This window comes from Streptomyces sp. MspMP-M5 (genome assembly GCF_000373585.1).
Lineage (GTDB): Bacteria > Actinomycetota > Actinomycetes > Streptomycetales > Streptomycetaceae > Streptomyces.
This window is the reverse complement of the sequence record NZ_KB891866.1, coordinates 174,878-199,420: the sequence shown is the minus strand read 5'-3', so window position 1 is coordinate 199,420 and position 24,543 is coordinate 174,878. Positions and strand designations below refer to the sequence as shown.

The window sequence follows — 24,543 nt, the reverse complement described above, 5'->3', positions numbered from 1 at the left end:
TTCGCGGCGGCGGGGTCGGTCGCTCCGTGTCACCACGGTGGCGGGCCGGTCTCCATGAGGTCGGTCATGGCGGCTTCGAAGGTCTTCAGGAGGCGGGCGGTGCGTCGGGCGCGAGGACGGAAGTGCGGTGCTCCGGACGGCCGGTGAGGCGGCCGGGGCCGCGCAGCAGCGACCGGGCGATGCCGAACTTCGCCCGCTGCGGGGTGGTGGGCGCCTCGGTGGCCCGCAGCTCTCCTCGGGCGGTCCAGGCGGTGGGCTCGGCGGCCGGCGCCGCCTCGACGGGGCCACGCAGAGCTTCCGCGACCCGGGTCACGGCCTGGTCGGTGGCGGCGTCCGTGTCGGCCTGGTACCGGCGGGCGTTGAGGTCGCAGACGGTGACCGGGAGCGGGTCGGCGGCCACCGACGGGTCGGCGGAGAAGCGTCCGAGATCGTCCAGGACCGTGCGCAGGGACCAGCCGTGCATGATCGGGTGGTGCCAGGCGAACAGCAGCAGGCTCGGCCCGCCGTCGGGCGGCCGGAACAGGGTGGTGCGCAGCGGTGGGCCGGAGTGGTGCCGCCCCAGGACGAGGCGCGGCTCGTTGTCCGCCAACTCCACTGCGGCGCCCAGGACTTCGTGCCGCTGTCCGGTCTTCCGCACGGCCGTGGCCAGGCGTTCGACGCCTGACCCGACGTCGGCCGGAGCGGCCCGGCCCGCCGCCCGGGTCCCTTGCCCGCCGTCGCCGGGGCGGATTGTTACGGTGGAGGCACGCATCCGCGCCAGCAGGTCGTGTGGAGGACCCGATGAGCAGCTCCGGTCGGTCATGGACCGTCGACAGCATCGCCCACGCGCTGCCGCACTCCGAACTGCGGGCGACGTTCATGCGGGAGTTCACCTTCAGCGATGTCCGTGAAGTGCCGGCCGTCCTTGAGCGTTGGGTAAGTTTCATCGAGTCCTTCGAAGCCGACCGCGAACGGGTCGAGCACCTGCGCACCGCCTTCCACGGGTCCGGACACCTGCCGTCCACCTACCGTGCCGGACTGATCGACCTGAGCGCCGAGGAGTTGCGCTCGGCCGCCGGTGACGACGGCTCCCGCGGGCGAGGCGCCGCGTGACCTACCGGCTCCACCTCGACCCGGCCCTCCACGCCACCTACAAGTCCCTCCCCGACGAGGCGCGCCAGGACTTGTCGGTGCTGCTGCTGGACGCGCTGATCGACCCGCCGTCGCACTCCGAGCCGTACGGGACCGACGACGGCGTCATGCGGACCATCGCCCGCAGCCACGTCGCCGGCGTCATCCTCATCGGCGACACCGAGATCACCCTCGTACAACTCACCTACGCGGGCTGAGCCGGCGGTCCGTACGCCGGGCCTCACCGGTCGGCCGTCCAGTCGTCCGGGCCGCCGCCCCGCCACCGGACCACGTCCGGGTCGTGGAGATCGACCTGGTCGGGATCGAGGCCGGCGCGGCGGGCGAACTCCAGGACGTCGATCCTGCCGTAGGCCAGACCCACCGAGTCGTGGCCGATCCAGACCCGGCGTCCGCCGTCCGCCCGCGGCGCGTCCACCACGATCTTGGGAGCGGGGTCGATCTCGGGAGCATGGTCCCTGCCGGGCGTGTTGTCCATGCCTCCACGGTGCAGGCTGACCGCGCCCGGCGCTCCCGGCACCGGCCGTCCGGACGAGTCCGTGCGGCGGCCTCACCGCTTCCCGTCAGTGGTTGCCGCCGGCGCTTCTCGTCACCTCGACGCCAGCTCCGTGCGGTGCCAGAGTGGAAGGGTGGATGTCACAGAAAGGTGGCCACCATGCTCCTCCTGGGACTACTGCTCCTTGCCGCCACCGGGGCGTTCATGGGTGTGCTGATCGCCGACAACCTGTCCGGCGGGCCGGACTACGGCGTGGGGGTGTTCGGCAACCACATCGCCACCATGAACAGCCTGGCGATCTTCCTCTCCGGAATCGCGCTCACCCTGATCCTGGGCCTCGCCCTCGCCATGATCATGACAGGCATGACTCGGGCGCGGCACCGGAGACCGGCCGTCCGCAGCGCCCGGATGCCCGCCAGGCAGCCCGGGACGGCGGACGAGGCGCCCGAGGCGACGGGGAGCACCGCGACCAAGCACCCCAAGCGCCATCACTTCCGGTTCGGCCACTGAGTGCGCACGCGAGGTGAACGACGCACGACGCGCCGCTGAGGCCATCGCCGCTCGCGCGGTGCACCGCTACCGGCGTCCTCCCGCCGGAAACAGCGTTGTTCCGGACGCGGGCCGGGAACGCATGCGAGGGGACTTCTCCCGCGGACCATGAAAAAATGCCCGTAGGGCGCACCCGCGCCCCTGGAGGGCCAGGTGGATCTGGACACCGTCGCCGACGAGCTCTACGCGTTGCCACCGGACGAGTTCACCGCGGTGCGCGACGAGCGGGCCCTGGCTGCACGGGCAGCCGGCGACCGGGAGCTGTCGGACCGCATCCGGCAGCTGCGCCGACCCACCCTCGCCGCCTGGGCCGGCAACCTCCTGGCCCGCGACCCGGGCCGGGACCGGACACGACTGCTCCGGCTCGGCGAGGAGCTGCGCCAGGCCCATCAGGAGCTGGACGGCCGACGACTGCGTGAGCTGTCCGGGCAGCAACACGAGGTGGTGGCCGCGCTGACCGGCCAGGCACGCAGGCTGACCGCGCGGGCGGGCCACCCCCTCGGCCCGAACGCCGAGCGGGAGCTGGAGGGCACCCTGCGGGCCGTCCTGGCCGACCGACAGGCAGCCCAGGACTGGGCCGGCGGACGCCTGGCACAGCCGCTCACCGCCATCGGTTTCGGCATCCTCCCGGACGTTCCCCAGGCAGCACGGGCACCGGCCCCCGCCCCACACGCCGGTACGGGGAAAGTCGTCGACCTCGACGCCGCCCGCACTCGTCGTCGGGCGCGGGAGACGCACCTCGCGCCCGAGACGGACGGCGAGCGCGAGCGGGACCGGGAACAGGCACGACAGCAGGCCGCGGACGCCGAGCGGGACGCGCGTGCGGCCGCGGCCGAGACGGCCGCGGCCAGGACCGCGGAACGCCAGGCACTCGACCGGCACCAGGCCGCACAGCAGCAAGTCACCACGCTCAGCGGACAGTTAGCGGAGGCCGAGGACGAGCTGCGGCGGGCACGCCGGGCAGCCGAGACGGCCGGTGAACGCGTGCGACAGGCCGAACACGCAGAACGCGAGATCCGGCGCCGCGCCGCGGAAGCGGCCGCGCCGGCTCCGCGGCAGACCGGCCCCGAACACCGCGATCGCTGAACCGCCACCAGGAGAAGGGCAGGGAGCGGACATGGCGCGGGCCATCTGGAGCGGAGTGGTGAGCTTCGGGCTGGTGTCGGTGCCGGTGCAGCTGTTCACCGCCACCGAGGACCACACCGTCCACTTCCACCAACTCCAACGCGGCACCTCTGACCGGATCCGCAACCGGCGGATCAACGAGCGGACCGGGAAGGAGGTCGACCACGACGACATCGTCAAGGGCTACGAGGTCGACGGCACTTACGTGATCGTCGAGCCGGAGGAGCTCGACGAGATCGCGCCGGGCAAGTCACAGGTGATCGACATCCGCGGCTTCGTCGACGTCGAGCAGATCGAGCCGGTCTACTTCGCCCGCACCTACTACCTGGCGCCCAAGGCAAAGGAGTACACCAAGGTCTACGAGCTGCTCCGCGCCGCCCTGGGCCAGGCGGACAAGGCCGGTATCGCCACCCTCGTCATGCGCGGCAAGCAGTACCTGGTGGCGCTGCGCGCCCAGGAGGACGTCCTGGCCATGCACACCCTGCACTGGGCCGACGAGGTCCGCGACCCGCACCAGGAGCTGCCGTACCTGCCCGAGCGGCGCCAGGCACGGGGACGGGACCTGGACACCGCACGCCAGTTGATCGACGCCCTGTCGATCGCCTGGCGCCCGAAGGACTACCACGACACCTACGAGGAGAAGGTGGGCGAACTCGTCGCGGCGAAGGCCAAGGGCCAGGAGGTCGTCGGCGCCGAGGAGCCGCCGGAGGCCACCGACGTCGTGGACCTGATGGAAACCCTGCGGAACAGCGTCGAGGAAGCCCGCAAGGGGCGCGGCACCCGCGGCGCCGAAGGAACCCGGCGCCGAAGTCAGGATCTGCACGACCTCAGCAAGGCCGACCTGTACCGGCTGGCCGGTGACCGGGACGTGCCCGGCCGGTCCAGGATGAACCGCGACCAGCTCATCAAGGCACTCGGCACGAAGACCACCGGCAAGAAGACCACAGGCAAGAGGACGACCGGCAAGAGGACGGGCAAGGAGACCGGGACGCGCGCCGGCAAGCGCGCGGCCTGATGCACATCCCCACGGCGAGGACTGTCACAGCCATGGACGCGGCTCAGGCGAGGTCCGTGGACGCCGCTCAGGCGATGTGGTGTCTGCGGCCGGTGAGCAGGTCGCGCACCCGGTCGACCAGTCCGGTTCCGGGGGCGAGGATCTTGTTCGCCGGCGGGGTGTGCGGAGCGGACGGGTGGGGCCGGGTCGGCGCCGTCTTCTTGGCCTTCCGGACCTTGTCGCCCAGCTCCTGGAGCATCTGCGCGGAGCAGGCGTCGGCCAGCAGCGGGAAGAGCCGACTCTCCTCGTCCCGGACGTGTGCCTGGACGGTGGTCTGCAGCTTGGCGATCTGCTGGTCGAAGCGGGAGTCGGTGGGCTCCAGCGATTCGAGGGACTTCAGCAGCTTCTCGACCTCGGTGTGGTCGCGGAGTTCCCGGTCGGCGAGGGTACGTCCGCCCTCCACGTGCTCGCGCACCGTGGGATAGAGGTACTGCTCCTCGGCAACGGAGTGCCGAACGAGTTCCACCGTGAGTCGGTCCGCCAGTTCCCGGCGCCGCCGGGTGCCGGTGGGCTGCGACGCGAGCTGGTCGAAGAGCTCGTCCACCTCGCGGTGGTCCGCCGTCAGCTCGTTGATGACGTTTCCGCCGTGTCCCATGGCAAGGGCTCCTTCACGTGGGGTGACGTCGAGCTACGGGGTGCCTGGAACCGTCGCGCGCAGGCCGGTTCCCCTCTCCCACCAGTATCCCGCGCGCCCCCGCGCCTTGCCTGACGAGACCTCCCGCGGCCGGCGGCACCCGCTCGGCGTTCCGGGTGCCTGGCGGTCCTCGCCCGGCGCCTCGTCACGTCCGCGGTGTGAGACGGATCAGGGCCGCCGACACCAGGGCCAGGACCCCGCAGGCGCCCCACAGCAACAGGTAGGCGGCGAGCGACGGTTGGTGCGTGGAGCGCGTCAGCAGACCGCTGAAGAGCGCGGCCGCGGCGGCTCCGGCGATGCTGCCACCGGCGGTCTTGAGGTTGTAGTAGACGGCGGTCGCGGACGCCGCCCGATCGCGCGGGCTGCCCTCGGTGATGACGGTGGGCAGCCCACTGACCGCCAGGCCGATGCCCACGCCGGCCAGCAGATGACCGGCGTACCACGTGGCCATGACGGCGTAGCCCACGATCTCCACCCCGAATCCGGCGGCCATGAGCAGGAAGCCGGCGGTGAGCATGGCGCGGTAGCCCAGGCGCCGGCCCACGGCAGCCGAGGCACCGGCGGTCAGGAAGCTGATCAGGGCCGGTACGGCGATCCACAGTCCGATCTGCCACTGCGGCAGCCCGAAGCCGTATCCGGCCTCCTCCGGGACCGCGTCGAGGAACGCGACGGTGACCCCCTGCCCGCCCAGGACCACGACACCTGCGGCGAATCCGCAGGCGAAGGCCGGTGCGATGGCGCGGCCCGCCATCGCCCGCACATCGACCAGGGGTTCACTGCTGCGCAGCGACGAACGCACCCACAGGCCCAGGGCCACCGGCGCGAGCAGCAGGCCGGCGAGGACCGGCGGCGAGTGCCAGCCATGCGCCGCGCCCTGGGCCGCGGAACCGAGCAGCAGCGTCAGCCCGAGGCCGAGCAGCACGGCGCCCGTCCAGTCCATCCGCCCGCTCGCCAACCGCACGGTCTCCGAGATGCGCGGAGTGAGGGCGAGCACCAGGCCCACCGCGGCCAGCACCGCCAGACACCACAGCACCGTGCGCCCACCACCGGCGACGGACGCCAGCGGCCCGGCCGTGGCCGTACCGGCCGTCGCCCCGAGGATGAGCGCCGCGACCAGGAGACTGACGCCCCGTCGGCTGGCCGCGGTGTCCAGCCGGTCCCGCACCAGTCCGACGGAGAGCGGAAGCGTCGCACTGAGCGGACCGAGCAGGACCCGGCCGGCGAGGAAGACCCCGAGCGTCGGCGCCAAGGCACACAGCAGGCATCCGACGGTGACCGTCCCGAGCGCCACCCGCAGTATGCGGCGGTGGCCGTGCAGATCGCCCAGGCGCCCGAAGACCGGCACAGACACCGCGGCGGACAGGAACTGCGTCGCCGTGATCCACATGGCCGGGCCGGTGCCGGTGTGCAACGTGTCGCGGATGACGGGCAGCAGGGACACCACACTGCCCTGGATGAACCCGTCGAGCAGGACGAAGACGAGCAGGGGGCCGATAAGGGCGGAGGGGAGGGACACCGACATGCTGCGGGCAACAACCGTGCTCATGGCGCTCCAGAAGCAGTTCACAACCAGCGGTCGCTGCGGACCGGTCCGCGGCTTCCAAGGCATTGCCTGTGCCGAGGCGGCGAAACCTGACGGCCCCCCGACACCGCGCTCCCGGGCGACACAATTGCGCTGTGTGAGGGACCGTCAGCAGTCCGCGTCCCGGGCCCCGCCCCTGCCTCGGACCATCGGGCCCAGGCGACCGGCGCCGCACCCGCCCTCAGATCAGTGGCGTGACCTGGTCCTCGATGCCGAGCAGTGCCCGGCCGTACATCTCGGTCGCGAGGGCGGGATTGACCATGGCATGGCGCGAGCCGGTCTCCAGATCCCGCCAGATGCGCTGCAACGGACTGGCATCGGCGAAGCTTCGGGCCCCGTGGACGTTCAGCAGGAGGTCCAGCGCCTCCCGTGAACAGCGGGCGACGGTGCCGATGTCCATGCGCACCCGGATCCGGTCGAACGGGGGCATGCACCGGCCGCCGGCCGCCCAGTCGTCGACCTCGTCCGCGGCGCGCCGCAGGTGCAGCGTGGCGGTGTCGATCAGCTGGGCGGCCTCGGCGAGTTGCGTCTGGGTGGCCGGAGCCTCCCGCGCCTGCGCGTAGAACGTGTGCGAGATGCCGCGCCCCTCCGCGAGCGAGGCCAGCACCAGCTCCAGCCCGCCGCGGGCCAGGCCCAGCAACGGGCCCGCCAGCGACAGGGCGAGCGTCGGGACGAACGCCGCGCGGTAGAGGACCTCGTCGGCGAACTCGGTCGGGTACTCGCCCCGCATCGCTCCGGGTACCGACAGCACGCGGTGCGCGGGGACGAGGACACCGTCGGCGACCAGGGTGTTGCTGCCGGTGCCGCACATCCCGGCAACGTGCCAGGTGTCCTCGATCGTCAACTGGTCCATCGGTACCAGCGCCAGTCCCTGGTCCAGGCGCGCGCCCGCCTCGTCGGTCACCGAGACGCCGAGCAACGCCCACTGGGCATGCAGACAGCCGGACGCGAAGCCCCACCTGCCGGTGACCACCTGGCCCCCGTCGGCTGCCCGGCTCGTCCCGTGCGGAGGGAGTACGGCACAGGCACGTGCGCGCGGGTTCTCCTCGTAGACCTCGCGTTGTGCGCGTTCCGGGTAGAGGCCGACGAGCCAGCCGGAGACGTTGATCAGGCTGGTCGTCCAGGCGGTGGAGCCACAACCGCGGCCGAGTTCCGAACCCACCTCGACGAGGGTACGGACGGATGCCTGGCGGCCGCCGAACCGCTCGGGAACCGTGACACCGAACAGACCGGCCTCGTCGAGTGCCGCGATATTCTCCTCGGCGACCCGACGATCCCGCTCGGTACGGGCGGCGTTGCTCCGCAGCAACTCGACCAGCCCGGCCGCAAGTTGGGGCACATCGGCCCGCCCGTCCCGCCCGCCGGACTCGATAGCCCCGTTTCCCGCAACCCTCACCATGCGCTGACCTCCTTCGCGTTCGACCACCGGCCGGCCGAGGAATGACGTCGTCCGCGACCGATGTCCGGGAACCCTACGCTTCGTCGCCGCGCCATCGGCGGGCGGCAAGGCCCATCAGCCCGACAAGCCAGGCACGTCGGGCAAGCCCAGCGAGAGCGCCGAACCCGCCGGCGGCGGCTCGGCCGGCGGCCCCGCGCAGCACAGCGTCACGCCGCAGGGCGGCGTCAAGGAGACCTCGACCAAGGGCCACCTGGCCGAGACCGGTTCGCCGTCCGCGCTGCCGACGATCGCCCTGGTGGGCGGCGTGGCGATGGCCGTGGGCGCAGGCGCGATCATCAGCGTCCGCCGGCGCAGGGCCACGGCCGGCGCCGACGGCGGCCCGGGTGCCGCGGCCTGACGACCTGTGCCGCCGTCACAGATTGATCATGTGGCCCGCGAGACCGTGCACCGCTTCCTGGATCGACTCGCCGAGGGTGGGATGGCCATGGACGTTGCGGGCCACCTCGTGCACGGTCAGATCCCATTTCTGAGCAAGCGTCAATTCTGAAAGCAGTTCGGTCACTTCGGGTCCGATGAGGTGGGCGCCGATGATCTCCCCGTGCCTGGCATCGCTGATGAGCTTGGCGAAGCCCGCGGTGTCCCCGATGCCGTGCGCCTTGGCGTTGGCGGTGAACGGGAACTTGGCCACCCGGACGTCGAAGCCCCGGTCGCGGGCCTGTGCCTCGGTCCAGCCGAAGCTGGCGATCTGCGGCTGACAGAACGTCACCCGCGGGATCATCACATAGTCCAGCTCCATGGTCTCCGCGCCGGCGATGCTCTCCGCCGCCACGATGCCCATCGCCTCGGCGGCGTGCGCCAGCATCAGCTTGGCGGTGACATCGCCGATGGCGAACAGGTGCGGGACGCTGGTCCGGCACCGGCCGTCGATGTCGATGGCGCCGCGTTCGGTCAGCCGGATGCCGGTGTTCTCCAGTCCGAAGCCGGTGATCCGCGGTTGGAAGCCGACGGCCTGGAGGACCTGGTCGGCCTCCAGTGTCTGGCGCTGGCCGCCCGTGGTGACGGTGACCTGCACCCGCTCCCCGGAGTCGTCGATCCCCTCGACGCGGGTGGAAGGCAGGACGTTGATGCCCAACTTGCGGTAGCGGCGGGCGAGTTCGGCGGAGACCTCCGCGTCCTCCAGCGGTACCACGCGGTCGAGGAACTCCACGAGGGTGACCTCGACGCCGTAGTTGTGGAGGACGTAAGCGAACTCGACACCGATGGCGCCGGCCCCGGCGATGACGATGCTGCGCGGCAGTTCGTCGGAGAGGATCTGCTCCTCGTACGTCACCACGCGGCGGCTGAGGGAGGTGCCGGGCAGCAGCCGGGTGACCGAGCCGGTGGCGATGACGGCATGGGCGAAGGAGAGGGTCTCGGTCCGGCCGTCGCCCAGGGTGACATGGAGGGTGTGCGGATCGATGAAGGCGCCGACGCCCTCGAACTGCTCGATCTTGTTCTTCTTCATCAGGTAGTGCACGCCCTTGGCGCGGCCCTCGGCCACCTTGCGACTGCGCAGGAACGCCTCGCGGTAGTCGAAGGTGACCTGCCCGTCGACCCGCATGCCGAAGGTCTTCGCCTCGCGGTTCACGAGGTGGGCGATCTCGGCGTTGCGGAGCAGTGCCTTCGACGGTACGCACCCGATGTTCAGGCAGACACCGCCCCAGTACTTGGCCTCGACGATCGCGGTACGCAGGCCGAGCTGGGCGGCGCGGATGGCGGCGACGTACCCGCCGGGGCCGGCGCCCAGCACCACCACGTCGAAGTCGGTGTTCATGCCGCGCACCCGCCGCGTCGGTCGGCAGCGGCGCCAGGCAGGCACCGTCCCGTGTTCGGCTCGCTCATGCTCGGCAGCCTAGGCGGGGGCGGGCGGGGCCGCAGCGCTTCGCGGTCCAGGCGGGGGGTCGGCGGACGCGGACCGCGCCCGGGAGCGGTCGGGAGGCCGTACGGCCAAGGCCCGGCGACCGAAGTCGCCGGGCCCTGGCCGGTGCCGTTGCGACGGAGGATCAGCGCACCGTGTCGTGACTGAGCTCGATGTCGCACTCGGCCTGTCCGGAGGCGGTCAGCCGCAGCGGGGCGGCGGCCGGCGGGTAGCCGCTGGCGATCAGCGTGTACTCACCGCTGTCCAGGTCGGTGAAGACGTACTCGCCGTCCTGGCCGCTGGTGGCGGTGCCCACGACGTTGCCCGCGGGGTCGAGCAGGGTGACCCGGGCGTCGTTGACCGCGCCGCCCTGCACGGTGCGGACGGTGCCGCGCACCCGGGCGCCCAGCGTCAGCCGGATCTCGTACCAGTTGCGGGTGCCGGCGGCCACCTCCACCTGAAGCGCGGACGGGCGGTGGCGCTCGGCGCTGACCGCCAGGGTGTAGCTGCCCGGGGTCAGTTCGTCGAACGCGAAGCCGCCGTCCTGGCCGACGACGCCGGAGGCCACGACCTCGCCGCGGACGTCGGTGGCGACGACCAGCGCACCGGGCACCGGGTCGTCGTTCTTCTCCTCGCGGACCTCGCCGGACAGCCCGGCCGCACCGCTGAGGGTCAGGTCGAGGACGACCGGTTCGGCGCCCACCACGACGGTCAGTGCCTGCGGCTTGCGGGCGCCGGCCGAGCCGATCAGGACGTAGGTGCCGGGGCCGGTGGTCGGCAGCGCATAGCCGCCGTCGGCGTCGGTGGTGGTGCGGCCGAGCTGCCGCCCGCCGACGCTGATCAGGGTGACCGCGGCCTGCGGGACCGGGTGGCCGCCGCTGTCGCGCACGGTGCCGCGGATCAGCGGACCGGACGCGCCGACGCCGGGGTCCGGGACGTGCTCGGTGGCCGCGGCGGCGGGGGCGACCGCCTCCGGGGCCGGCGCGGCGGCGCGTGCGGCCTCCGCGGCGGGCGGCGCCTCGCCGTTGGCCTCGGCCTCCGCCTGGGCCCGTGCCTGGAGGCCGGAGATCTGCCGCAGCGGCACCTCCTTGATGAACCACATCAGCACGAAGGCCAGCGCGACGACGACCGCGCCCATCAGGAAGACGGTGTGCATGGAGTCCGCGAAGCCGCGCTTGAACGGCTCGGCCAGCCGCGGGTCCAGGTGCTGGATGAACGAGGAGTCGCTCAGCACACCCGAAGAGCCGCCGTTGCCGGGGTGCTTGAGCATGTCGAGCACCGGCTTGTTGGCCGGGTCGTGCAGCACCGCGGGGTCCTTGAGCGCTTCCTGGAAGCGCGTGGTGGACACGGCGGCCTTGAACGCGTCGCCGATCTTGTCACCGACCGTGCTGAACAGCACCGAGAGGAAGATCGCGGTACCGGCGGTGGCACCCATCTGCCGGAAGAACGTGGACGAGGCGGTGGCCACACCCATGTCCTGCGGCGGGACCGCGTTCTGCACGGCCAGCACCAGGGTCTGCATACAGCCACCCAGGCCGAGGCCGAAGACCAGCATGTAGACCATGGTTTCCCACAGCGCGGTGTCCCACTGGACGCGGTAGTGGAAGAGCAGCATGGCGGCGACCATCAGGGCGGTGCCGATGATCGGGAAGACCTTGTAGCGACCGGTCTTGGCGGTGATCTGGCCGGACACGATCGAGGCGATCATCATGCCCGCCATCAAAGGCAGCATCTCCAGGCCCGACTTGGTGGGGCTGGCGCCCTTCACGATCTGGAGGTACTGCGGGATCATCAGCATCCCGCCGAACATGCCCATACCGATCAGCACGGACAGCAGGCTGGTCTTGCTGAAGGTGCCGTTGCGGAACAGCCGCATCGGGATCAGCGCGTCGTCCCCGATCCACCGCTCGACCAGGACCCAGGCGATGATGCCCACGACGCCGACGGCGTAGCAGGTGATCGAGCCGGCCGAGGTCCAGCCCCACTCCCGGCCCTGCTCGGCGACGAGCAGCAGCGGGACGACGCCGAGGGAGATGGTGAGCGCGCCCCACCAGTCGATGCGCCGGTTCCGGCGGGCGTGCGGGATGTTGAGGACCTTGGCGACGACGAACAGCGCGATGATGCCGATCGGCACGTTGACCAGGAAGACCCAGCGCCAGCCGGTGATGCCGAGCAGGGTGGCCTGGCCGGCCAGCGCGCCGCCGATGAGCGGGCCGGCGACGCTGGAGGTGGCGAACGTACCGAGCATGTAGCCCTGGTACCGGGCGCGCTCCCGGGGCGGGACGATGTCACCGATGATCGCCAGTGCCAGCGACATCAGACCGCCGGCACCCAGGCCCTGGACGGCGCGGAACGCGGCCAGTTCGGTCATCGAGGTGGAGAAGGTGCAGAGCACCGAGCCCGTCACGAAGATGCTGATCGCGGCGAGGTAGTAGGGCTTGCGGCCGTGCAGGTCGGACAGCTTGCCGTACAGCGGGGTGGCGATCGTGGAGGTGATCAGGTAGGCCGTGGTCGCCCACGCCTGCTGGCTGAGTCCGTGCAGATCGTCCGCGATGGTGCGGATGGAGGTGCTGACGATCGTCTGGTCGAGCGCGGCGAGAAACATCCCCAGCATCAGACCGCTGAGGATGGTGAGTATCTGGCGGTGGGTGAGCGCCCCCGGCCCTGGTGCCGCCTTGGCTTGTGCCCCCGGCGGAGAGGTGGCTGTGCTCATCTGCGTATCTCTCCCTGCTCCCCTGTGGTGCCCTGGTCTCCCCCGGGGCCCGGCCGTGCGTGTTGACGTTCTGCCAGGGCCGCGTTGAGCCGGCCCATCAGCCGGATCAGATCGGTCCGGTCCTGTGGCGACCAGGGCTGGAGGACCCCGGCCAGCTCGGCGTCGCGCTGACGCCGGTAGTCCTCGAAGCGGGCCCGCCCCGCCTCGGTGGCGGTCAGCAGCGAGCCGCGCCGGTCCTCGGGGTCGGGGCGCCGGGCGACCAGACCGCGTTCGACCAGCGAGCGGACCTGCCGGCTGACGGTGGACAGGTCCAGGAAGGCGTCGGCGGCCAGATCGGTCGCCCGCTGGTCCCCTCCGCACACCAGTCTGGCCAGCAGCACCCGGTCGGCGGCGCCGGCGTCATGCTTGACTCGCTGCTTCCAGGCCGCGATCAGCCGGGTGAAACGGACCATCTCCGTGCCCAGCCCCGCGGCCGCCTCGTCCAGGCTCGACGTGGCGGTGATCTCCGTGATCCCCGCCCCGTCGCAGGCACGGACCGCGCCGTTGCTCATCGTCGTGATCCTTCGCACTGGATGCGTGCATGGGTGATTGCCGTGATCCAGTCGATTCCACTGGATACGTTGCTTGTATCCAGCAAGCATAGCGCTGCCCGCCGGCGCCGCCGACCGCGGGTCGGTTCCCTGCGACGCGACAAGGCGCCGGACCGCCAAGCACCCACGCCCGACTCCCCCACCACCCGGCGCAAAATCGCAACGAAATGGTAGAAATGCCGAAATACACCCCCGACCCCTCGACCGGAAGGAAGACATCCATGTCGTCGAAGCGTCGCCGCAAGAAGAAGTCACGCCGCAAGCACGCGGCCAACCACGGCAAGCGCCCACAGTCCTGAACGGGCCCTAACGGGCGCGGGGCGCTCCGGAGCGGTGGTCCCGGTCGGCGTTGGCGACCGGGACGAGGGGCGCTCCGGGCTCCCCGGTCACGTGCGGGATGTCCGTCGGCGTCAGTGTGCGATGCCGTCGATGAGCTCGCGGGCGCCCTGGCGGAGCAGCGCCACGGCGACGGACGTGCCCAGTGTCTCGGGGGTCAACGGGCCGGCCCACTCATGTGCGTTGAGGACGGTCTTGCCGTCGGGCGTGAAAACGCTGGCCCGCAGGGAGAGTTCACCGCGCCGGTCGGTGCTGGCGAAACCGGCGATCGGGCTGTTGCAGTGGCCCTGGAGGACGTGCAGCAGCATCCGCTCGGCCGTGGTCTCCCGGTACGTCGCGGGGTCACCGAGGCCACTCACCGCGTCGATGGTGTCACTGTCGTCCTCGCGGCACTGGAGCGCCAGGACACCCGCGCCGATGGGCGGGCACATGACGTCCACCGGCAGGATCTCGGTGATCGCGTCGGTGCGGCCGATCCGCTCCAGCCCGGAGACGGCCAGCAGCAGGGCGTCGGCCTCGCCGGCGGCCAGCTTCTCCATACGACGGTTGGCGTTGCCGCGCATCGGCACGAACTCCAGGTGCGGGTGCGAGGCGGCGAGCTGGGCGATCCGGCGCACCGAGGAGGTGCCGATCCGGGTGCCGGCAGGCAGCTCGTCGAGGGGCAGGCCGCCCGGGTGGATCAGCGCGTCACGGACGTCGTCGCGCTTGAGGAAGGCGGCGAACGTGGTGCCGGCGGGCAGCGGACGGTCGCCCGGGATGTCCTTGACGCAGTGCACCGCGAGGTCCGCCTGACCCGCCAACAGGGCGGCATCGACCTCCTTGGTGAACGCACCCTTGCCCTCCACCTGGGAGAGCGCCCCCATCCACCGGTCCCCGGTCGTCTTGACGGGGACGACCTCCGTGGTGATGCCGGGGTGCAGCGCGGCCAGCTCGGCGCGGACGCGCTCCACCTGGGCCAGGGCCATCGGCGAGTCGCGGGAGACGATGCGGATCAGTTCTGGGGCGGACATGGCGCCGATGATAGACCGTCACATACGCACAGTTACCGACAGTACGTCGGAGTTTGCGTGCGTCCCGTCACTCCCTCTCCGGTATGCGGACGAGGGCCTGCGCCCGGCCGGCCCTCCCCGCGCCGGCCGTCGCGATACCGTTCCGGCATGTCCCGATCAAGCAACAGCCCGGCCGGAGCGGATCACCCGTCGCCTCCCGCACCCGCCGCCCCGGACCCCGTCACCGCCGACGATCTCGCCCGTGCCGTACGGCTCGCCGTGCAGTTGCTGCGTACCGCGCCGGCCGCGGCGTGGGAGGACGGCGGACGGGCCGGTTCGCTGGAGTGGGACTGCTGGGAGACGGTCGAGCACCTCAGTGACGATCTCTTCGCCTACGCCGCCCAACTCGGGCCCGGCACACCGCCGTTGGACCGCGAGGTGCCGTTCGTGTGGCAGGCCCGCCGCCCCGGCGGCCCGGCCAACGCGGTGCACGCCGACCGGGCCGCCGGACCCGCCGGGCTGCTCCAGACACTGGAGGCGTGCGGTGCGCTGCTGGTGGCCATGGTGCGCACCACCCCGCCCGAGGTACGCGCCCACCATGTCTTCGGGGTGTCCGACCCGGAGGGTTTCGCGGCGATGGGGATCGTCGAGACCCTGGTGCACACCCACGATCTGGCCGCCGGGCTGGGGCTCGACTGGGAGCCGCCGGCCGAGGTGTGTGCGCGGGTGCTGGACCGGCTGTTCCCGGACGTCCCGGCCGGCGCGGCGGCCCCCTGGCCGGCGCTGCTCTGGGCGACCGGCCGCAGCGCGCTGCCCGGGCGCCCGCGCCGCACGGAATGGCGCTGGGACGGCACCGTGCGGGCGTAGGGGCCCGGAGCGTCAGTGCCGGGCCCAGGGATGCCGCAGCCGGATCCAGATGTCCCGGGCCCGGCGCCCGGCCTCGGTGCGGCTGTGCGCCACCAGCTTGTGGGCCTGCTCCTTGGTTTCCACCATCGGGCCGGAGCCGCGCAACGGCTTGCCCGCGGTCTCGTGCAGGAACAGCGTCGAGAAGAACCCGACCACGCCGGCGGCCATCAGGTAGTACGCGGGGACCATGTGGCTCCCGGTCAGCTGCACAAGGCCGGAGGCGAACAGTGGCGTGGTGCCGCCGAACAGCGACACCGAGATGTTGAAGGCGATGGAGAGCGCGCCGTAGCGCATCCGGGTCGGGAAGAGTGCCGGCAGGGTGGCGGCGGAGGTGCCGGCGAAGATCACCAGCAGCAGGCCCAGGATCAGGCAGCCGATGGCGGGCAGCAGGATGCCGCCGGCCCGGATGAGGAGCACCGCGGGGACGGCGAGCGCGATCAGGGCGAGGCTACCGGCCATGAAGAGGGGGCGGCGGCCCCAGCGGTCGGAGCTGCGGCCGACGGTGGTGATGGTGAGCACCACGACGATCATGGTGCCGAGGACCAGCAGTTGGGCGGTGAGCGGGTCCTGGCCGAGCGTCTCGGTCATGAAGGTCGGCAGGTAGGAGGTCACCATGTAGTTGGTGACGTTGTAGAGCAGCACCAGACCCATGCAGATCAGCACTGCCTCCCAGTGCCGGGTGAAGATCTCCTTGAGCCTGCCGTGGCCGGACTGGCGGGCGACCTCGACCGGGTCCTCGCCGCCCGCTGCCCGCGCCTCCTCCGCCTCCTTGTGGGCCTGCTCGGCCTCGCGCTGGAAGGCCGGGGTCTCCTCCAGCCGCATCCGCATGTAGAGGCCGATCAGCCCGAGGGGGCCGGCGACCAGGAACGGCAGCCGCCAGCCCCAGGAGACCAGCCCGTCCTCGCCGAGCACCCCGGTGAGCACGGTGACCAGTCCCGACCCCAGCGAATATCCGACGAAGGTGCCGAAGTCGAGCCAACTGCCGAGGAATCCACGGCGTTTGTCGGGGGCGTATTCGGCGATATAAGTGGTGGCTCCGGCATATTCACCGCCGGTGGAGAATCCCTGTACCAGCCGGCAGATCAGCAGCAGAATCGGCGCGACGAAACCGACCGCGTGATATCCGGGCAGGAATCCGACGGCGAAGGTGCTCACCGCCATCATGATCATGGTGGCGGCCAGCACCCGCTGGCGTCCGATGCGGTCCCCCAGCGGACCGAACACCATCCCGCCGAGGGGCCGCACGACGAAGGCCGCGGCGAAGGTGGCGAACGACGAGACCACCTGCGCGCCGGGCGAGCTGGCAGGAAAGAAGACCTTTCCCAAGGTGCCCGCCAGATAGGCGTAGACGCCGAAGTCGAACCACTCCATGGTGTTGCCGAGCGCGGCCGCGGATACCGCCCGGCGCACCGCCGGCCGATCGGTGATCGTCACATCCGCGTGGCTCAGTGACTGCTTTCGGCGGCGCAGCACAATGCGCAGCAGGCGGTCGGTGGCGGCGCTTCCGCCGGCGGAGGGTTTCCGGACCGGGCGGCGGCTCTGTCGATCGCGGCGGGCGGCGCTCATTTCATCCCGTCGGGGCGCGGAATTCGATGCCTCATATTCGTCATTATTTCTCCGTGCGTTCCGCGGCGAGAGCAGACCCGCCGGAACCGCGTGTCGGGACGGCCGGAGCCCGGGCCGGCGTTTCGGACCGCCCCGGACTCCGCCCTCCCCGCCCCACGCGTCCTGGCCACACTGTCCGCGTCCTGCGGTGGGCCGTGCGTGCTACGCCCGCCTCGACGAGACGAGGTGGGCGAAGGCCACCACGTTGGCCATGTAGTCCTTGACCTTGTGGTCGTACGAGCCCCCGCAGGTGATCAGGCGGAGCTGTGGGTCCGGGGTGTCTGCGTAGACCCGGTCGTTGGGGAAGTTCGCCTTGCTGAACGTCTCCACGGAGTCGACCTTGAAGGTCGCGACGATGCCGTCCTCGCGGGTGATCTCGACCAAGGCCCCTGGCCTGAGGGTCTCCAACTGGAGGAACACCGCGGGGCCGGTCTTGGTGTCCACATGTCCGGCGACGATGGCGGCGCCCCGCTCACCCGGCGTGGCACCGTCCTGGTACCAGCCGACGAGGTTCTTGTCACCGGCCGGGGGCGCGTTGAGCTGCCCGTTGGGGCCGAGGGTCAGCGGGGTGAAGGGCGCGTCCACGGCGATCTCCGGGATGGACAGCCGCTTCGGTACGGACCGGGACAGGGCCATATCCGGGGCGGACGAGGCCGGACGCTCCGGGGTCGGGGTCGCGGTCGGGGTGGGGTTCGGGTTCGGGGTGGCCGCGTACGGGGACTGCGGTTTGGCGTCCGCCGAGGTGTCCACGGAGTTGTAGACGAGGAGGGCACCCAGCAGAAACGCGCTCACGGCCCAGATCAGGCCCCGTCCCACGGGGCGAGGTACGGCGGCTTTCTTGGGCGGTTCGGGACTCGGATTCGGCTGGGGCGGCTGCTGGGCGGTCATGGGGGGCCTTTCGTGAGCGGGCGGGGCGAGTCGCGGCGGGCGGCGCGGCGTCATCGGACGGCACGCGGGTCGTCAAGGGATGCGCGGCGCCATGGCGGCGGACATGGAATCGCCGCGGCCACCGTCCGGCGAGGACGGTGGCCGCGACTGCACATCGACCTCCGGAGGGGGGCAGCCTTATCAGGCCGCAGTGCCCGACGTGTTGCGGCGACGCAGCATGTAGGCACCAGCGCCCAGACCACCGAGCATCAGGACGGAACCGGCGGCCAGTCCGCTGCCGGACATCGCCATCCCACCGCCACCGGTGTGGACGCCACCGTGCGGACGGCGGCCCCAGTGGTCGTGGCCCCAGCCACCGTTGTCGCGGTCGCCGTAACCGCCGTTGTCGCGGTCCCGGTCGCCCCAGCCACCGTGGTCCCGGCCGTGGTCCCGGTCCCGACCGTGGTCGCGGTCCCGGCCCCGGCCGTGATCGTTGTCGCCGTAGTCGTTGTCCCAGTCGCCGGCCACGACACCGGCCAGCGCGCCACCACCGGTGTGCACGCCACCGCTCGGGCGGCGGTGGTGGCCGCCCCAGTAGCCGTGGTCCCGGCCGTTGTCGCGGTCGCCGTATCCACCGTGATCCCGGTCGCCGTAGCCACCGTGGTCGCGGTCCCGGTCGCCGTAGCGACCGTGGTCCCGGTCGCGGTCGCGGTCCCGGCCACGACCGTGATCGTTGTCGCCACGGCCGTGGTCGTCGCCGCTGACTGAGGTACCGCTGCCCGTCGCGAAGTCCTGGACCAGGCCCATGGCATTCGCGGCTGGTGCGGTCATGGAGAGCACCGCCGTAATGGCGGCGGAAGCGAACAGAGTGCGGGCAGTGCGCATGGAGTCATGTTCCTTTCGGCGCGACTGCGAAGGCTGACACTTCGTCGGCGCATCGGATCGCAGTAGCGACGTGATCACCGTCAGTCGGAATCGGGCTCGGCACCACCGGAGAGCGCCGCATTCGAGCGACAACATCGGCTCTTCGGGTGGCGGAGGACGACGTATTCACCCGTTGGACGGCGCGTGTCTGCGGCGTGTCGTCATCAAGGTGGGCTAGAGGGGCGCTAAAGGGGCCCGGGGAGCACGGTCGGGGGCTGGGGCGATGGCGGGCCCGGCGGCGGCGAGCGGGAGGAACGGCGGGGTGCGGCGGGGTAACGAGGGCGGGCGAGGGGAGGCTGCGGTGACGTCACCAGCATCGTCGTGCAGGACGGCGGGACGGACCAGGGACGAGCGAGGGACGGGCCGGGGACGTGCCTGGCACCCCGCCACTCCAATGCCAGGCAGGGGCTTCCTGGGCGCAGGCAGGTGCTGCCTGGCGCTCACACCGCCTGTTTCTGGCTGACCGTTGACTGACATGACGTCAATCCGGGAGATCGGCGGGGCGTAGATCGCCGGGTCGTAGAGCCCGGCAGACCCGACCATCAGAGGGCCGATCGTGCCCGCGATCCTGATCGGCATCGGTGGGGCGCGCTCGCCGGAACATCTGACAGCGGCCCCAGCCTCATGTCGGAGGATCGGCTCGGGATTCTCCAACACGTCTTTATGGCCGCGGCGTTCGAGGGGATCGGGGATCGGGGAGTCCGTGCGGACGGTCGGCGGGGTCGGGCGAGGCGCGGCGGCGCGGTTCAGCCGGTGCCCGGCCGCAGCGCCTCCTCGACGATCGCCTCCAGACGGGCGTGATGAGCGCCGCGCCAGTAGACCCGTCCGCACGCGGTGCACTGCGCGAAGACGTCGCAGGTGCGCTGGGTGCCGTGCTGGAGCTGTTCCTGGACGGCGTCCTTGTCAGCGGCGGCCAGCCGGCCGTTGCACGCGGTGCAGCGGGTCCAGGGGTCGAGAGCGGGGGCGAATCGGCCGAGTACGTCGCGGAGTTGGTCGTCCGGCCGGTCGCTGTAGACGTACGCGCCGGCCCAGATCTCCCGGCGGTGCAGCAGTCCCCGGTCGCGGGAGAGCAGCACCCGGCGCTCCTGCGCGGAGAGCGCGGCCAGGGCGGCGTCTCCGGGGTCCTCGTTGGTGTACGCCGCGTCGACGCCGAGCAGCCGCAGCCGGCGGGCCAGGGTGCCGAGGTGGACGTCGAGCAGGAACCGTAGTGGTGCGCCGGGGACGCGCTGGGGGCGTTCGACGGCCTGGACCTCGATGTGTTCGCCCCGGCCCGGAATGTGCGAGACGGCTGCCCGGGCCCCGTCCACGACCAGTCGCCCGACCTCGGTGAGCGGGACGCCCAGCGACTCGATGACGTGGCCGAGCGTCGAGGAGCCGTCGGTCACCACCGGCACACGGCCGGCCGCGCGCTCGGCTCCGACGAAAACATGCAGCTCAGGGGCGAAGGTCAGGGTGATCTCGGGTCCGTTCACGTCGCACAGCATGGCACCGGGCGGGCCGGCTCAGCCAGCGCATTCCACGGCGGCAGCGACGGTCGACGGCGACGGCCGTTGGCATATCCGGACCACTCGGCGCCACATCCGGGCCGCTCGCCACCACATACGGACCGCAGCGTTCCGGCCAGCGGATTATGCGCTGGCACAGGACCGGACCGGCCACCGCCCCTAGCCTCACCTGCACGTCAGGAACGTCAGCGACGCAACGAGGGGCGGCACCGGTGAACTGGCTCATCCACGACTGCCGCGTCGAGCTGCTGCCGTCCCGGTTGGCGGACGAGGGCAATCTGGCGATCGGCGGCGGGACGGGGCCCGGGCCCGGCTCGGCGCGAGCACCGAGGGCTGCCTCGCCGCGATCGCGCAGTGCCGGCCGACCGTCACCCCGGCGATGATCGACGAGTTCCGCGCCGACTTCACGGCCCATGCGCGCTGCTGAGGACGGCGGCGGCGCGGAGGCCAGGGCGGGCGACACCGGAGGTTCACGGCCTCGGCTCCGCGCCGGGGCGTCCACACGGGGGCGTCCACACGGGGGGCTTCGCGCCGCGGCCGGCGCCTGCCTGCCCGCCCGTCACCGGCCGCGTCCCTCCCAGTCCCCAGGCAGGCACCAGACGGCCCGTCTTCCCCCGCCCCGATGACTCCGCCCCACTGCGGACGGAGGACGTCGTCCGCCGCGGTTCCTCCCCTGGTACGACGATGCGCCCACCCGAACTGCGTAGCGTGAGCAGGGCAGCCGGACCGCACGGTACGGAGCTGCGCCAGTGTGGTAACGCCGAAAAGTGTTGCGAGTCGAGAGAGGCGGGACGGCAGATGCCGGAGTATCCGCAGACCGATCAGACCCGGCAGGGCGAGCAGCCCCCTCGGGCGTCCGAGGCCCCACAAGCCCCACAGGGCCAACGGGGCGCCCAGGGCTCCCAGATGTCCGCGCCGCGGAACTCCCCCCTCACCGATCCGCCGGACTCCGACGCGCTTCCGGTGGTCGATCTGCCCGCCTACGGCGAGGACTTCATCGCCGACCCGTATCCGTACTACGCCGAACTGCGGGCCCGCGGCCCCGTCCACCCGGTGCGCACCCCGTACGACCAGGACGCCTGGCTCGTCGTCGGCCATGAGGCGGTCCGTTCGGCGCTCGCCGATCCGCGGCTGGGCAAGGACTGGGCCAAAGCCAACCTGCAACGTCTGGCCGGTGAAACGCCCCTGTTCACCAACATGCTGGACGCGGACCCACCGCACCACACCCGGTTGCGGAAGCTGGTCGCGAAGGAATTCACCAGCCGCCGCGTCGAGGCGCTGCGCCCCCGCGTGCAGCAGCTCACCGACGAACTCCTCGACACGATGCTGACCGCACCGGACGGCCGGGCCGACCTCATCGAGGCACTGGCGTTCCCGCTGCCGATGACCGTCATATGCGAACTCCTCGGCGTGCCCTCGATAGACCGCGACGCCTTCCGCCTCTGGTCCCACGAGCTGGTCTCCCCGACCAGCCCCGAGGCGGTCGCCAAGGCCACCCAGGACATGGCGGACTACCTCACCGCGCTCATCGAGACCCAGCGCCGCGAACCGGGCGACGGGCTGCTCAGCGCCCTGATCCGGACCAGCGACGAGGACGGCGACCGGCTCTCCCACGAGGAACTCATCGGCACGGCCTTCCTGTTGCTGGTCGCCGGCCACGAGACCACGGTCAACCTCATCGCCAACGGTGTCCGGGCCCTGCTGGAGCACCCCGACCAACTGGCCGCCCTGCGCGCCGACGACGGCCTGCTGGACAACGCCGTGGAGGAGATGCTCCGCTACGACGGCCCGGTGGAGACCGCCACCTGGCGCTTCGCATCCGAGCCGGTGGAAGTCGGCGGCACCGTGATCCCCGCGGGCTCCCCGGTACTGATCTCGCTGGCCTCGGCGTCCCGTGACACCGAACGGTTCGCCGCCGCCGACGACTTCGACATCACCCGCGACCCGCGCGGCCATGTCGCCTTCGGCCACGGCATCCACTTCTGCCTCGGCGCGCCGCTGGCCCGTCTGGAGGGCCGGATCGCCATCCGCGCCCTACTGGACCGCTGCCCGAACCTCGCCCTGGACACCACGGCCGACGCCCCACACTGGCGCAGCGGCCTCCTCATGCGCGGCATGGACCGGCTTCCGGTCCGCTGGGACGGTTAGCCGCCGCCAACCGGGCTACGGGCGGCGCGAATTGCTTAGCCGCGCCCAGTCACCCAATCAGCCAGTCGTGCAGCCGTGCAGTCATCCAGCCGTGGGGCCGGTCCGTACCGTCTGTTGGACGTGGGCCTCGCTGCCGCCCGGCCGCCCGGCTGTGCGGCCCGGCGGCCTTCCCGTTCACCGGCCGGTGCGGGGTCGTCCGACCGCCCTGTGGCACAGTGTCCCGATGAAGACCATCGGGTTGATCGGCGGCATGAGCTGGGAGTCCACGGCGGAGTACTACCGCCTGTTGAACGAACTGACGCGGGAGCGACTGGGCGGGCTGCACTCGGCCCAGTGCGTCCTCTACTCCGTTGACTTCGCGGAGATCGAGCGCCTCCAGGTCGAGGGACGCTGGGACGAGGCCGGCGAGGTCCTGTCCGAGGCCGCCAAGGCACTGGAGGCAGCGGGCGCGGACCTGCTGCTGATCTGCACCAACACCATGCACAAGGTCGCCGACCAGGTGTCGTCCGCAGTCGGCGTCCCGCTGCTCCACCTCGCCGACACCACGGCGGAGGCCGTACGCGACAAGGGACTTCGCCGCATCGGCCTGCTGGGCACCGCGTTCACCATGGAGCAGGACTTCTACCGCGGGCGCCTGGCGCACCACGGCCTGGACGTCCTGGTTCCGGATGCCGCCGGACGCGAGACCGTGCACCGCGTGATCTACGAGGAGCTCTGCCTGGGCATCGTCAAGGAGGAATCCCGCGACGCCTACATCGCCGTCATCGACGAGCTGATCGCCGCCGGAGCCGAGGGCATCGTGCTCGGCTGCACCGAGATCGAACTCCTCATCCGCCCGCAGGACAGCGCCGTGCCCGTCTTCCCGACGACCCGACTGCACGCCGAGGCTGCCGTCACCCGCGCGCTGAGCACGACGTGAGCACGGCCCTGCCGTCATGTCGCTTCGTCGCCTCGTGGGGCACGGATCGCCAACTGCCCCCACCTGCATCCGCGTTCGACTTCCCACTCCGGGCGAGCACCTCACCTGACCCCATCCGCCCACGCCGGCCCCCACCAGACCCCACCTGGCATTACGGCAGGTACGCTGACCTCGTGTCTCAACATGAGTTACATGAGTTACACGAGTTGAAACGCCTGGCCCGGATCCGGATGCAGGTCACCGGGGAGACTTTCGAGCGCGCATTGGCGGTGCTCCGGGGAGACCTCACCGCAGACGACCCCGGCCCGGAGGCCACCTCCGCCGAGGACGGGGATCGCGACTCCTCGCCGGAGCCCCCGGTGCGCCGCCGCCCACACCTGCGCGGCCTCTGACCGCCCCGGAGCGGCGGAGGCGGTGGCCGATCAACGCCTCACGGGCTCAGGCGCCTCGCCAGGAGCGGGGTATGGGGGGCCTGGTGCCCGCCACTGGCCACCATGCGAACCTCGCCCTGATCACTGATCTCCGCGCGCACGATCCCCGACTCGTCTTCGTAGATCGGATACCCGCCCGCTCCCGCCTGGTCGGTACGCCGGACGATCACCACGTCGTCCTCCACGGCGGGGGCCTGAAATACCAGCTCATAGCGTTCCGGGTAATCCATCGGGGCCTCCCGTCACTGCTCTGCGGGTCCTGCCGCCCAGGGCGCCGCACCGTCGCCGCTGCGCACGTCGCAGCGCCCCGGCACTTCCATCCTCGCCCACGCCCGGGCGCCCCGCCTCACCACAAACTCGTTGAACGGTGAATATGTCCTGCACGCGGCAACGAGATTCCGGATCAAGGTAGACCCGTGGGTTGATGTCTCGCGCCCAGACCCACGCAAGAATCAGATCAAGGAAACACCGAGAAACGACGAGTACCGGGACCGGTACACCTTCCGGGCCCCGAATTACCGGAGAAGCCATGCAAGTTGACCGCCGCCCGCCGCGCTACCGCCGCGGACTGACCCTCGTTGCCACTGCCGCCGCGTTATCGCTCCTCACCGTACCCACCGCAGCCTCCGCGACTGCCGCCGCGCCGTCCGCCGCACCGCGGCCCGCCCACGCCGGCCCAACAGCCACAACCTCGCTCTCTGCCTCTGTTTCTTCCCCTGCCTCTCTCTCGGTCTCGACACCCTCCG

Annotated in this window: 24 protein-coding genes; 10 read left to right on the top strand and 14 right to left on the bottom strand. The window is 71.6% G+C overall.

The window, feature by feature from the left end; genetic code table 11:
• Nucleotides 1-85: 85 nt before the first annotated feature.
• Complete coding sequence (locus tag B073_RS0107095; RefSeq protein WP_018537392.1) at nt 86-751, bottom strand: hypothetical protein; 666 nt, start codon at nt 749-751, stop codon at nt 86-88.
• Between the two features lie 29 nt (nt 752-780).
• On the opposite strand from B073_RS0107095, the gene B073_RS0107090 reads away from it, so the two are divergent.
• Nucleotides 781-1,092, top strand: a complete 312-nt coding sequence (locus B073_RS0107090) for a hypothetical protein (RefSeq protein ID WP_018537391.1) — start codon at nt 781-783, stop codon at nt 1,090-1,092.
• The gene (locus B073_RS0107085; RefSeq protein WP_018537390.1) at nt 1,089-1,328 is read left to right on the top strand and encodes a hypothetical protein; all 240 of its coding nucleotides are present in this window, start codon (nt 1,089-1,091) and stop codon (nt 1,326-1,328) included. The genes B073_RS0107090 and B073_RS0107085 overlap by 4 nt, the downstream gene beginning before the upstream one ends.
• Before the next feature lie 23 nt (nt 1,329-1,351).
• On the opposite strand, the gene B073_RS0107080 is transcribed toward B073_RS0107085, so the two are convergent.
• Nucleotides 1,352-1,606, bottom strand: coding sequence for a hypothetical protein (locus B073_RS0107080; protein WP_018537389.1), 255 nt, complete (start codon nt 1,604-1,606; stop codon nt 1,352-1,354).
• 177 nt (nt 1,607-1,783) lie between these two features.
• Between B073_RS0107080 and B073_RS0107075 the strand changes: the two genes are divergently transcribed.
• The 3 genes from B073_RS0107075 to B073_RS0107065 all read left to right on the top strand — a co-directional run bounded on the left by B073_RS0107075 (nt 1,784) and on the right by B073_RS0107065 (nt 4,313).
• The gene (locus B073_RS0107075; RefSeq protein ID WP_018537388.1) at nt 1,784-2,134 is read left to right on the top strand and encodes a hypothetical protein; all 351 of its coding nucleotides are present in this window, start codon (nt 1,784-1,786) and stop codon (nt 2,132-2,134) included.
• Nucleotides 2,135-2,326: 192 nt separating this feature from the next.
• A complete protein-coding gene (locus tag B073_RS46260) occupies nt 2,327-3,259 on the top strand; it encodes a hypothetical protein (protein ID WP_018537387.1) in 933 nt (310 codons plus the stop codon).
• 31 nt (nt 3,260-3,290) lie between these two features.
• Nucleotides 3,291-4,313 carry a Ku protein gene (locus tag B073_RS0107065; RefSeq protein ID WP_018537386.1) on the top strand — a complete coding sequence of 341 codons (1,023 nt, stop codon included), beginning with the start codon at nt 3,291-3,293 and terminating at the stop codon, nt 4,311-4,313.
• 67 nt (nt 4,314-4,380) lie between these two features.
• Here the strand turns inward: B073_RS0107065 and B073_RS0107060 are convergent, their stop codons facing one another.
• The 6 genes from B073_RS0107060 to B073_RS0107030 all read right to left on the bottom strand — a co-directional run bounded on the left by B073_RS0107060 (nt 4,381) and on the right by B073_RS0107030 (nt 13,128).
• Nucleotides 4,381-4,947: a hemerythrin domain-containing protein gene (locus B073_RS0107060; RefSeq protein ID WP_018537385.1), complete on the bottom strand. Its 567-nt coding sequence runs from the start codon at nt 4,945-4,947 to the stop codon at nt 4,381-4,383.
• A 184-nt stretch (nt 4,948-5,131) separates the two neighbouring features.
• On the bottom strand, nt 5,132-6,532 hold the full coding sequence (locus tag B073_RS0107055) for an MFS transporter (RefSeq protein WP_234025011.1): 1,401 nt from the start codon (nt 6,530-6,532) through the stop codon (nt 5,132-5,134).
• 217 nt (nt 6,533-6,749) lie between these two features.
• A complete protein-coding gene (locus B073_RS0107050; RefSeq protein WP_018537383.1) occupies nt 6,750-7,967 on the bottom strand; it encodes an acyl-CoA dehydrogenase family protein in 1,218 nt (405 codons plus the stop codon).
• A 412-nt stretch (nt 7,968-8,379) separates the two neighbouring features.
• Nucleotides 8,380-9,780: a dihydrolipoyl dehydrogenase gene (gene lpdA, locus B073_RS0107040; RefSeq protein WP_018537381.1), complete on the bottom strand. Its 1,401-nt coding sequence runs from the start codon at nt 9,778-9,780 to the stop codon at nt 8,380-8,382.
• 229 nt (nt 9,781-10,009) lie between these two features.
• Nucleotides 10,010-12,577 (bottom strand): MFS transporter, encoded by a 2,568-nt coding sequence (locus B073_RS0107035; protein WP_018537380.1) that lies wholly within the window; start codon nt 12,575-12,577, stop codon nt 10,010-10,012.
• Complete coding sequence (locus B073_RS0107030; RefSeq protein WP_018537379.1) at nt 12,574-13,128, bottom strand: MarR family winged helix-turn-helix transcriptional regulator; 555 nt, start codon at nt 13,126-13,128, stop codon at nt 12,574-12,576. Before B073_RS0107030 ends, B073_RS0107035 begins: the two co-directional genes overlap by 4 nt.
• 260 nt (nt 13,129-13,388) lie before the next feature.
• Here B073_RS0107030 and B073_RS49240 point away from each other — a divergent pair, with 260 nt between their 5' ends.
• Nucleotides 13,389-13,466 (top strand): 50S ribosomal protein bL37, encoded by a 78-nt coding sequence (locus B073_RS49240; RefSeq protein ID WP_373287922.1) that lies wholly within the window; start codon nt 13,389-13,391, stop codon nt 13,464-13,466.
• A 111-nt stretch (nt 13,467-13,577) separates the two neighbouring features.
• Here B073_RS49240 and hemC read toward each other — a convergent pair whose 3' ends face one another.
• Nucleotides 13,578-14,513, bottom strand: coding sequence for a hydroxymethylbilane synthase (hemC, locus tag B073_RS0107025; protein WP_018537378.1), 936 nt, complete (start codon nt 14,511-14,513; stop codon nt 13,578-13,580).
• 147 nt (nt 14,514-14,660) lie between these two features.
• On the opposite strand from hemC, the gene B073_RS0107020 reads away from it, so the two are divergent.
• Nucleotides 14,661-15,359, top strand: a complete 699-nt coding sequence (locus B073_RS0107020) for a hypothetical protein (protein WP_018537377.1) — start codon at nt 14,661-14,663, stop codon at nt 15,357-15,359.
• A 12-nt stretch (nt 15,360-15,371) separates the two neighbouring features.
• Here the strand turns inward: B073_RS0107020 and proP are convergent, their stop codons facing one another.
• The 4 genes from proP to B073_RS0107000 form a co-directional block, all read right to left on the bottom strand.
• Entirely contained in the window at nt 15,372-16,964 is a 1,593-nt protein-coding gene (gene proP / locus B073_RS0107015) for a glycine betaine/L-proline transporter ProP (RefSeq protein WP_018537376.1), read from the bottom strand.
• A gap of 201 nt (nt 16,965-17,165) precedes the next feature.
• Complete coding sequence (locus B073_RS0107010) at nt 17,166-17,891, bottom strand: class F sortase (protein WP_026247141.1); 726 nt, start codon at nt 17,889-17,891, stop codon at nt 17,166-17,168.
• 180 nt (nt 17,892-18,071) lie between these two features.
• Nucleotides 18,072-18,701, bottom strand: coding sequence for a hypothetical protein (locus B073_RS0107005; protein ID WP_234025010.1), 630 nt, complete (start codon nt 18,699-18,701; stop codon nt 18,072-18,074).
• Between the two features lie 839 nt (nt 18,702-19,540).
• Nucleotides 19,541-20,266, bottom strand: a complete 726-nt coding sequence (locus B073_RS0107000; protein WP_026247140.1) for a Mut7-C RNAse domain-containing protein — start codon at nt 20,264-20,266, stop codon at nt 19,541-19,543.
• Between the two features lie 939 nt (nt 20,267-21,205).
• Here B073_RS0107000 and B073_RS0106995 point away from each other — a divergent pair.
• The 3 genes from B073_RS0106995 (at nt 21,206) to B073_RS0106985 (ending at nt 23,758) form a co-directional block, all read left to right on the top strand.
• Nucleotides 21,206-22,447: a cytochrome P450 family protein gene (locus B073_RS0106995; RefSeq protein WP_106731783.1), complete on the top strand. Its 1,242-nt coding sequence runs from the start codon at nt 21,206-21,208 to the stop codon at nt 22,445-22,447.
• A 223-nt stretch (nt 22,448-22,670) separates the two neighbouring features.
• Nucleotides 22,671-23,366: an aspartate/glutamate racemase family protein gene (locus tag B073_RS0106990; protein WP_018537371.1), complete on the top strand. Its 696-nt coding sequence runs from the start codon at nt 22,671-22,673 to the stop codon at nt 23,364-23,366.
• Nucleotides 23,367-23,572: 206 nt separating this feature from the next.
• Nucleotides 23,573-23,758, top strand: a complete 186-nt coding sequence (locus tag B073_RS0106985; protein WP_018537370.1) for a hypothetical protein — start codon at nt 23,573-23,575, stop codon at nt 23,756-23,758.
• 38 nt (nt 23,759-23,796) lie between these two features.
• Here the strand turns inward: B073_RS0106985 and B073_RS0106980 are convergent, their stop codons facing one another.
• The gene (locus B073_RS0106980) at nt 23,797-24,027 is read right to left on the bottom strand and encodes a DUF6296 family protein (RefSeq protein ID WP_018537369.1); all 231 of its coding nucleotides are present in this window, start codon (nt 24,025-24,027) and stop codon (nt 23,797-23,799) included.
• Nucleotides 24,028-24,543 lie beyond the last annotated feature (516 nt).

Bases quoted from the DNA above. Each gene is read 5' to 3' on its own strand.
- B073_RS0107095 (WP_018537392.1), bottom strand. From the start codon at position 751: ATGCGTGCCTCCACCGTAACAATCCGCCCCGGCGACGGCGGGCAAGGG.
- B073_RS0107090 (WP_018537391.1), top strand. From the start codon at position 781: ATGAGCAGCTCCGGTCGGTCATGGACCGTCGACAGCATCGCCCACGCG.
- B073_RS0107080 (WP_018537389.1), bottom strand. From the start codon at position 1,606: ATGGACAACACGCCCGGCAGGGACCATGCTCCCGAGATCGACCCCGCT.
- B073_RS0107075 (WP_018537388.1), top strand. From the start codon at position 1,784: ATGCTCCTCCTGGGACTACTGCTCCTTGCCGCCACCGGGGCGTTCATG.
- B073_RS0107065 (WP_018537386.1), top strand. From the start codon at position 3,291: ATGGCGCGGGCCATCTGGAGCGGAGTGGTGAGCTTCGGGCTGGTGTCG.
- B073_RS0107060 (WP_018537385.1), bottom strand. From the start codon at position 4,947: ATGGGACACGGCGGAAACGTCATCAACGAGCTGACGGCGGACCACCGC.
- B073_RS0107055 (WP_234025011.1), bottom strand. From the start codon at position 6,532: ATGAGCACGGTTGTTGCCCGCAGCATGTCGGTGTCCCTCCCCTCCGCC.
- B073_RS0107050 (WP_018537383.1), bottom strand. From the start codon at position 7,967: ATGGTGAGGGTTGCGGGAAACGGGGCTATCGAGTCCGGCGGGCGGGAC.
- lpdA (WP_018537381.1), bottom strand. From the start codon at position 9,780: ATGAACACCGACTTCGACGTGGTGGTGCTGGGCGCCGGCCCCGGCGGG.
- B073_RS0107035 (WP_018537380.1), bottom strand. From the start codon at position 12,577: ATGAGCACAGCCACCTCTCCGCCGGGGGCACAAGCCAAGGCGGCACCA.
- B073_RS0107030 (WP_018537379.1), bottom strand. From the start codon at position 13,128: ATGAGCAACGGCGCGGTCCGTGCCTGCGACGGGGCGGGGATCACGGAG.
- B073_RS49240 (WP_373287922.1), top strand. From the start codon at position 13,389: ATGTCGTCGAAGCGTCGCCGCAAGAAGAAGTCACGCCGCAAGCACGCG.
- hemC (WP_018537378.1), bottom strand. From the start codon at position 14,513: ATGTCCGCCCCAGAACTGATCCGCATCGTCTCCCGCGACTCGCCGATG.
- B073_RS0107020 (WP_018537377.1), top strand. From the start codon at position 14,661: ATGTCCCGATCAAGCAACAGCCCGGCCGGAGCGGATCACCCGTCGCCT.
- proP (WP_018537376.1), bottom strand. From the start codon at position 16,964: ATGAGCGCCGCCCGCCGCGATCGACAGAGCCGCCGCCCGGTCCGGAAA.
- B073_RS0107010 (WP_026247141.1), bottom strand. From the start codon at position 17,891: ATGACCGCCCAGCAGCCGCCCCAGCCGAATCCGAGTCCCGAACCGCCC.
- B073_RS0107005 (WP_234025010.1), bottom strand. From the start codon at position 18,701: ATGACCGCACCAGCCGCGAATGCCATGGGCCTGGTCCAGGACTTCGCG.
- B073_RS0106995 (WP_106731783.1), top strand. From the start codon at position 21,206: ATGTCCGCGCCGCGGAACTCCCCCCTCACCGATCCGCCGGACTCCGAC.
- B073_RS0106990 (WP_018537371.1), top strand. From the start codon at position 22,671: ATGAAGACCATCGGGTTGATCGGCGGCATGAGCTGGGAGTCCACGGCG.
- B073_RS0106980 (WP_018537369.1), bottom strand. From the start codon at position 24,027: ATGGATTACCCGGAACGCTATGAGCTGGTATTTCAGGCCCCCGCCGTG.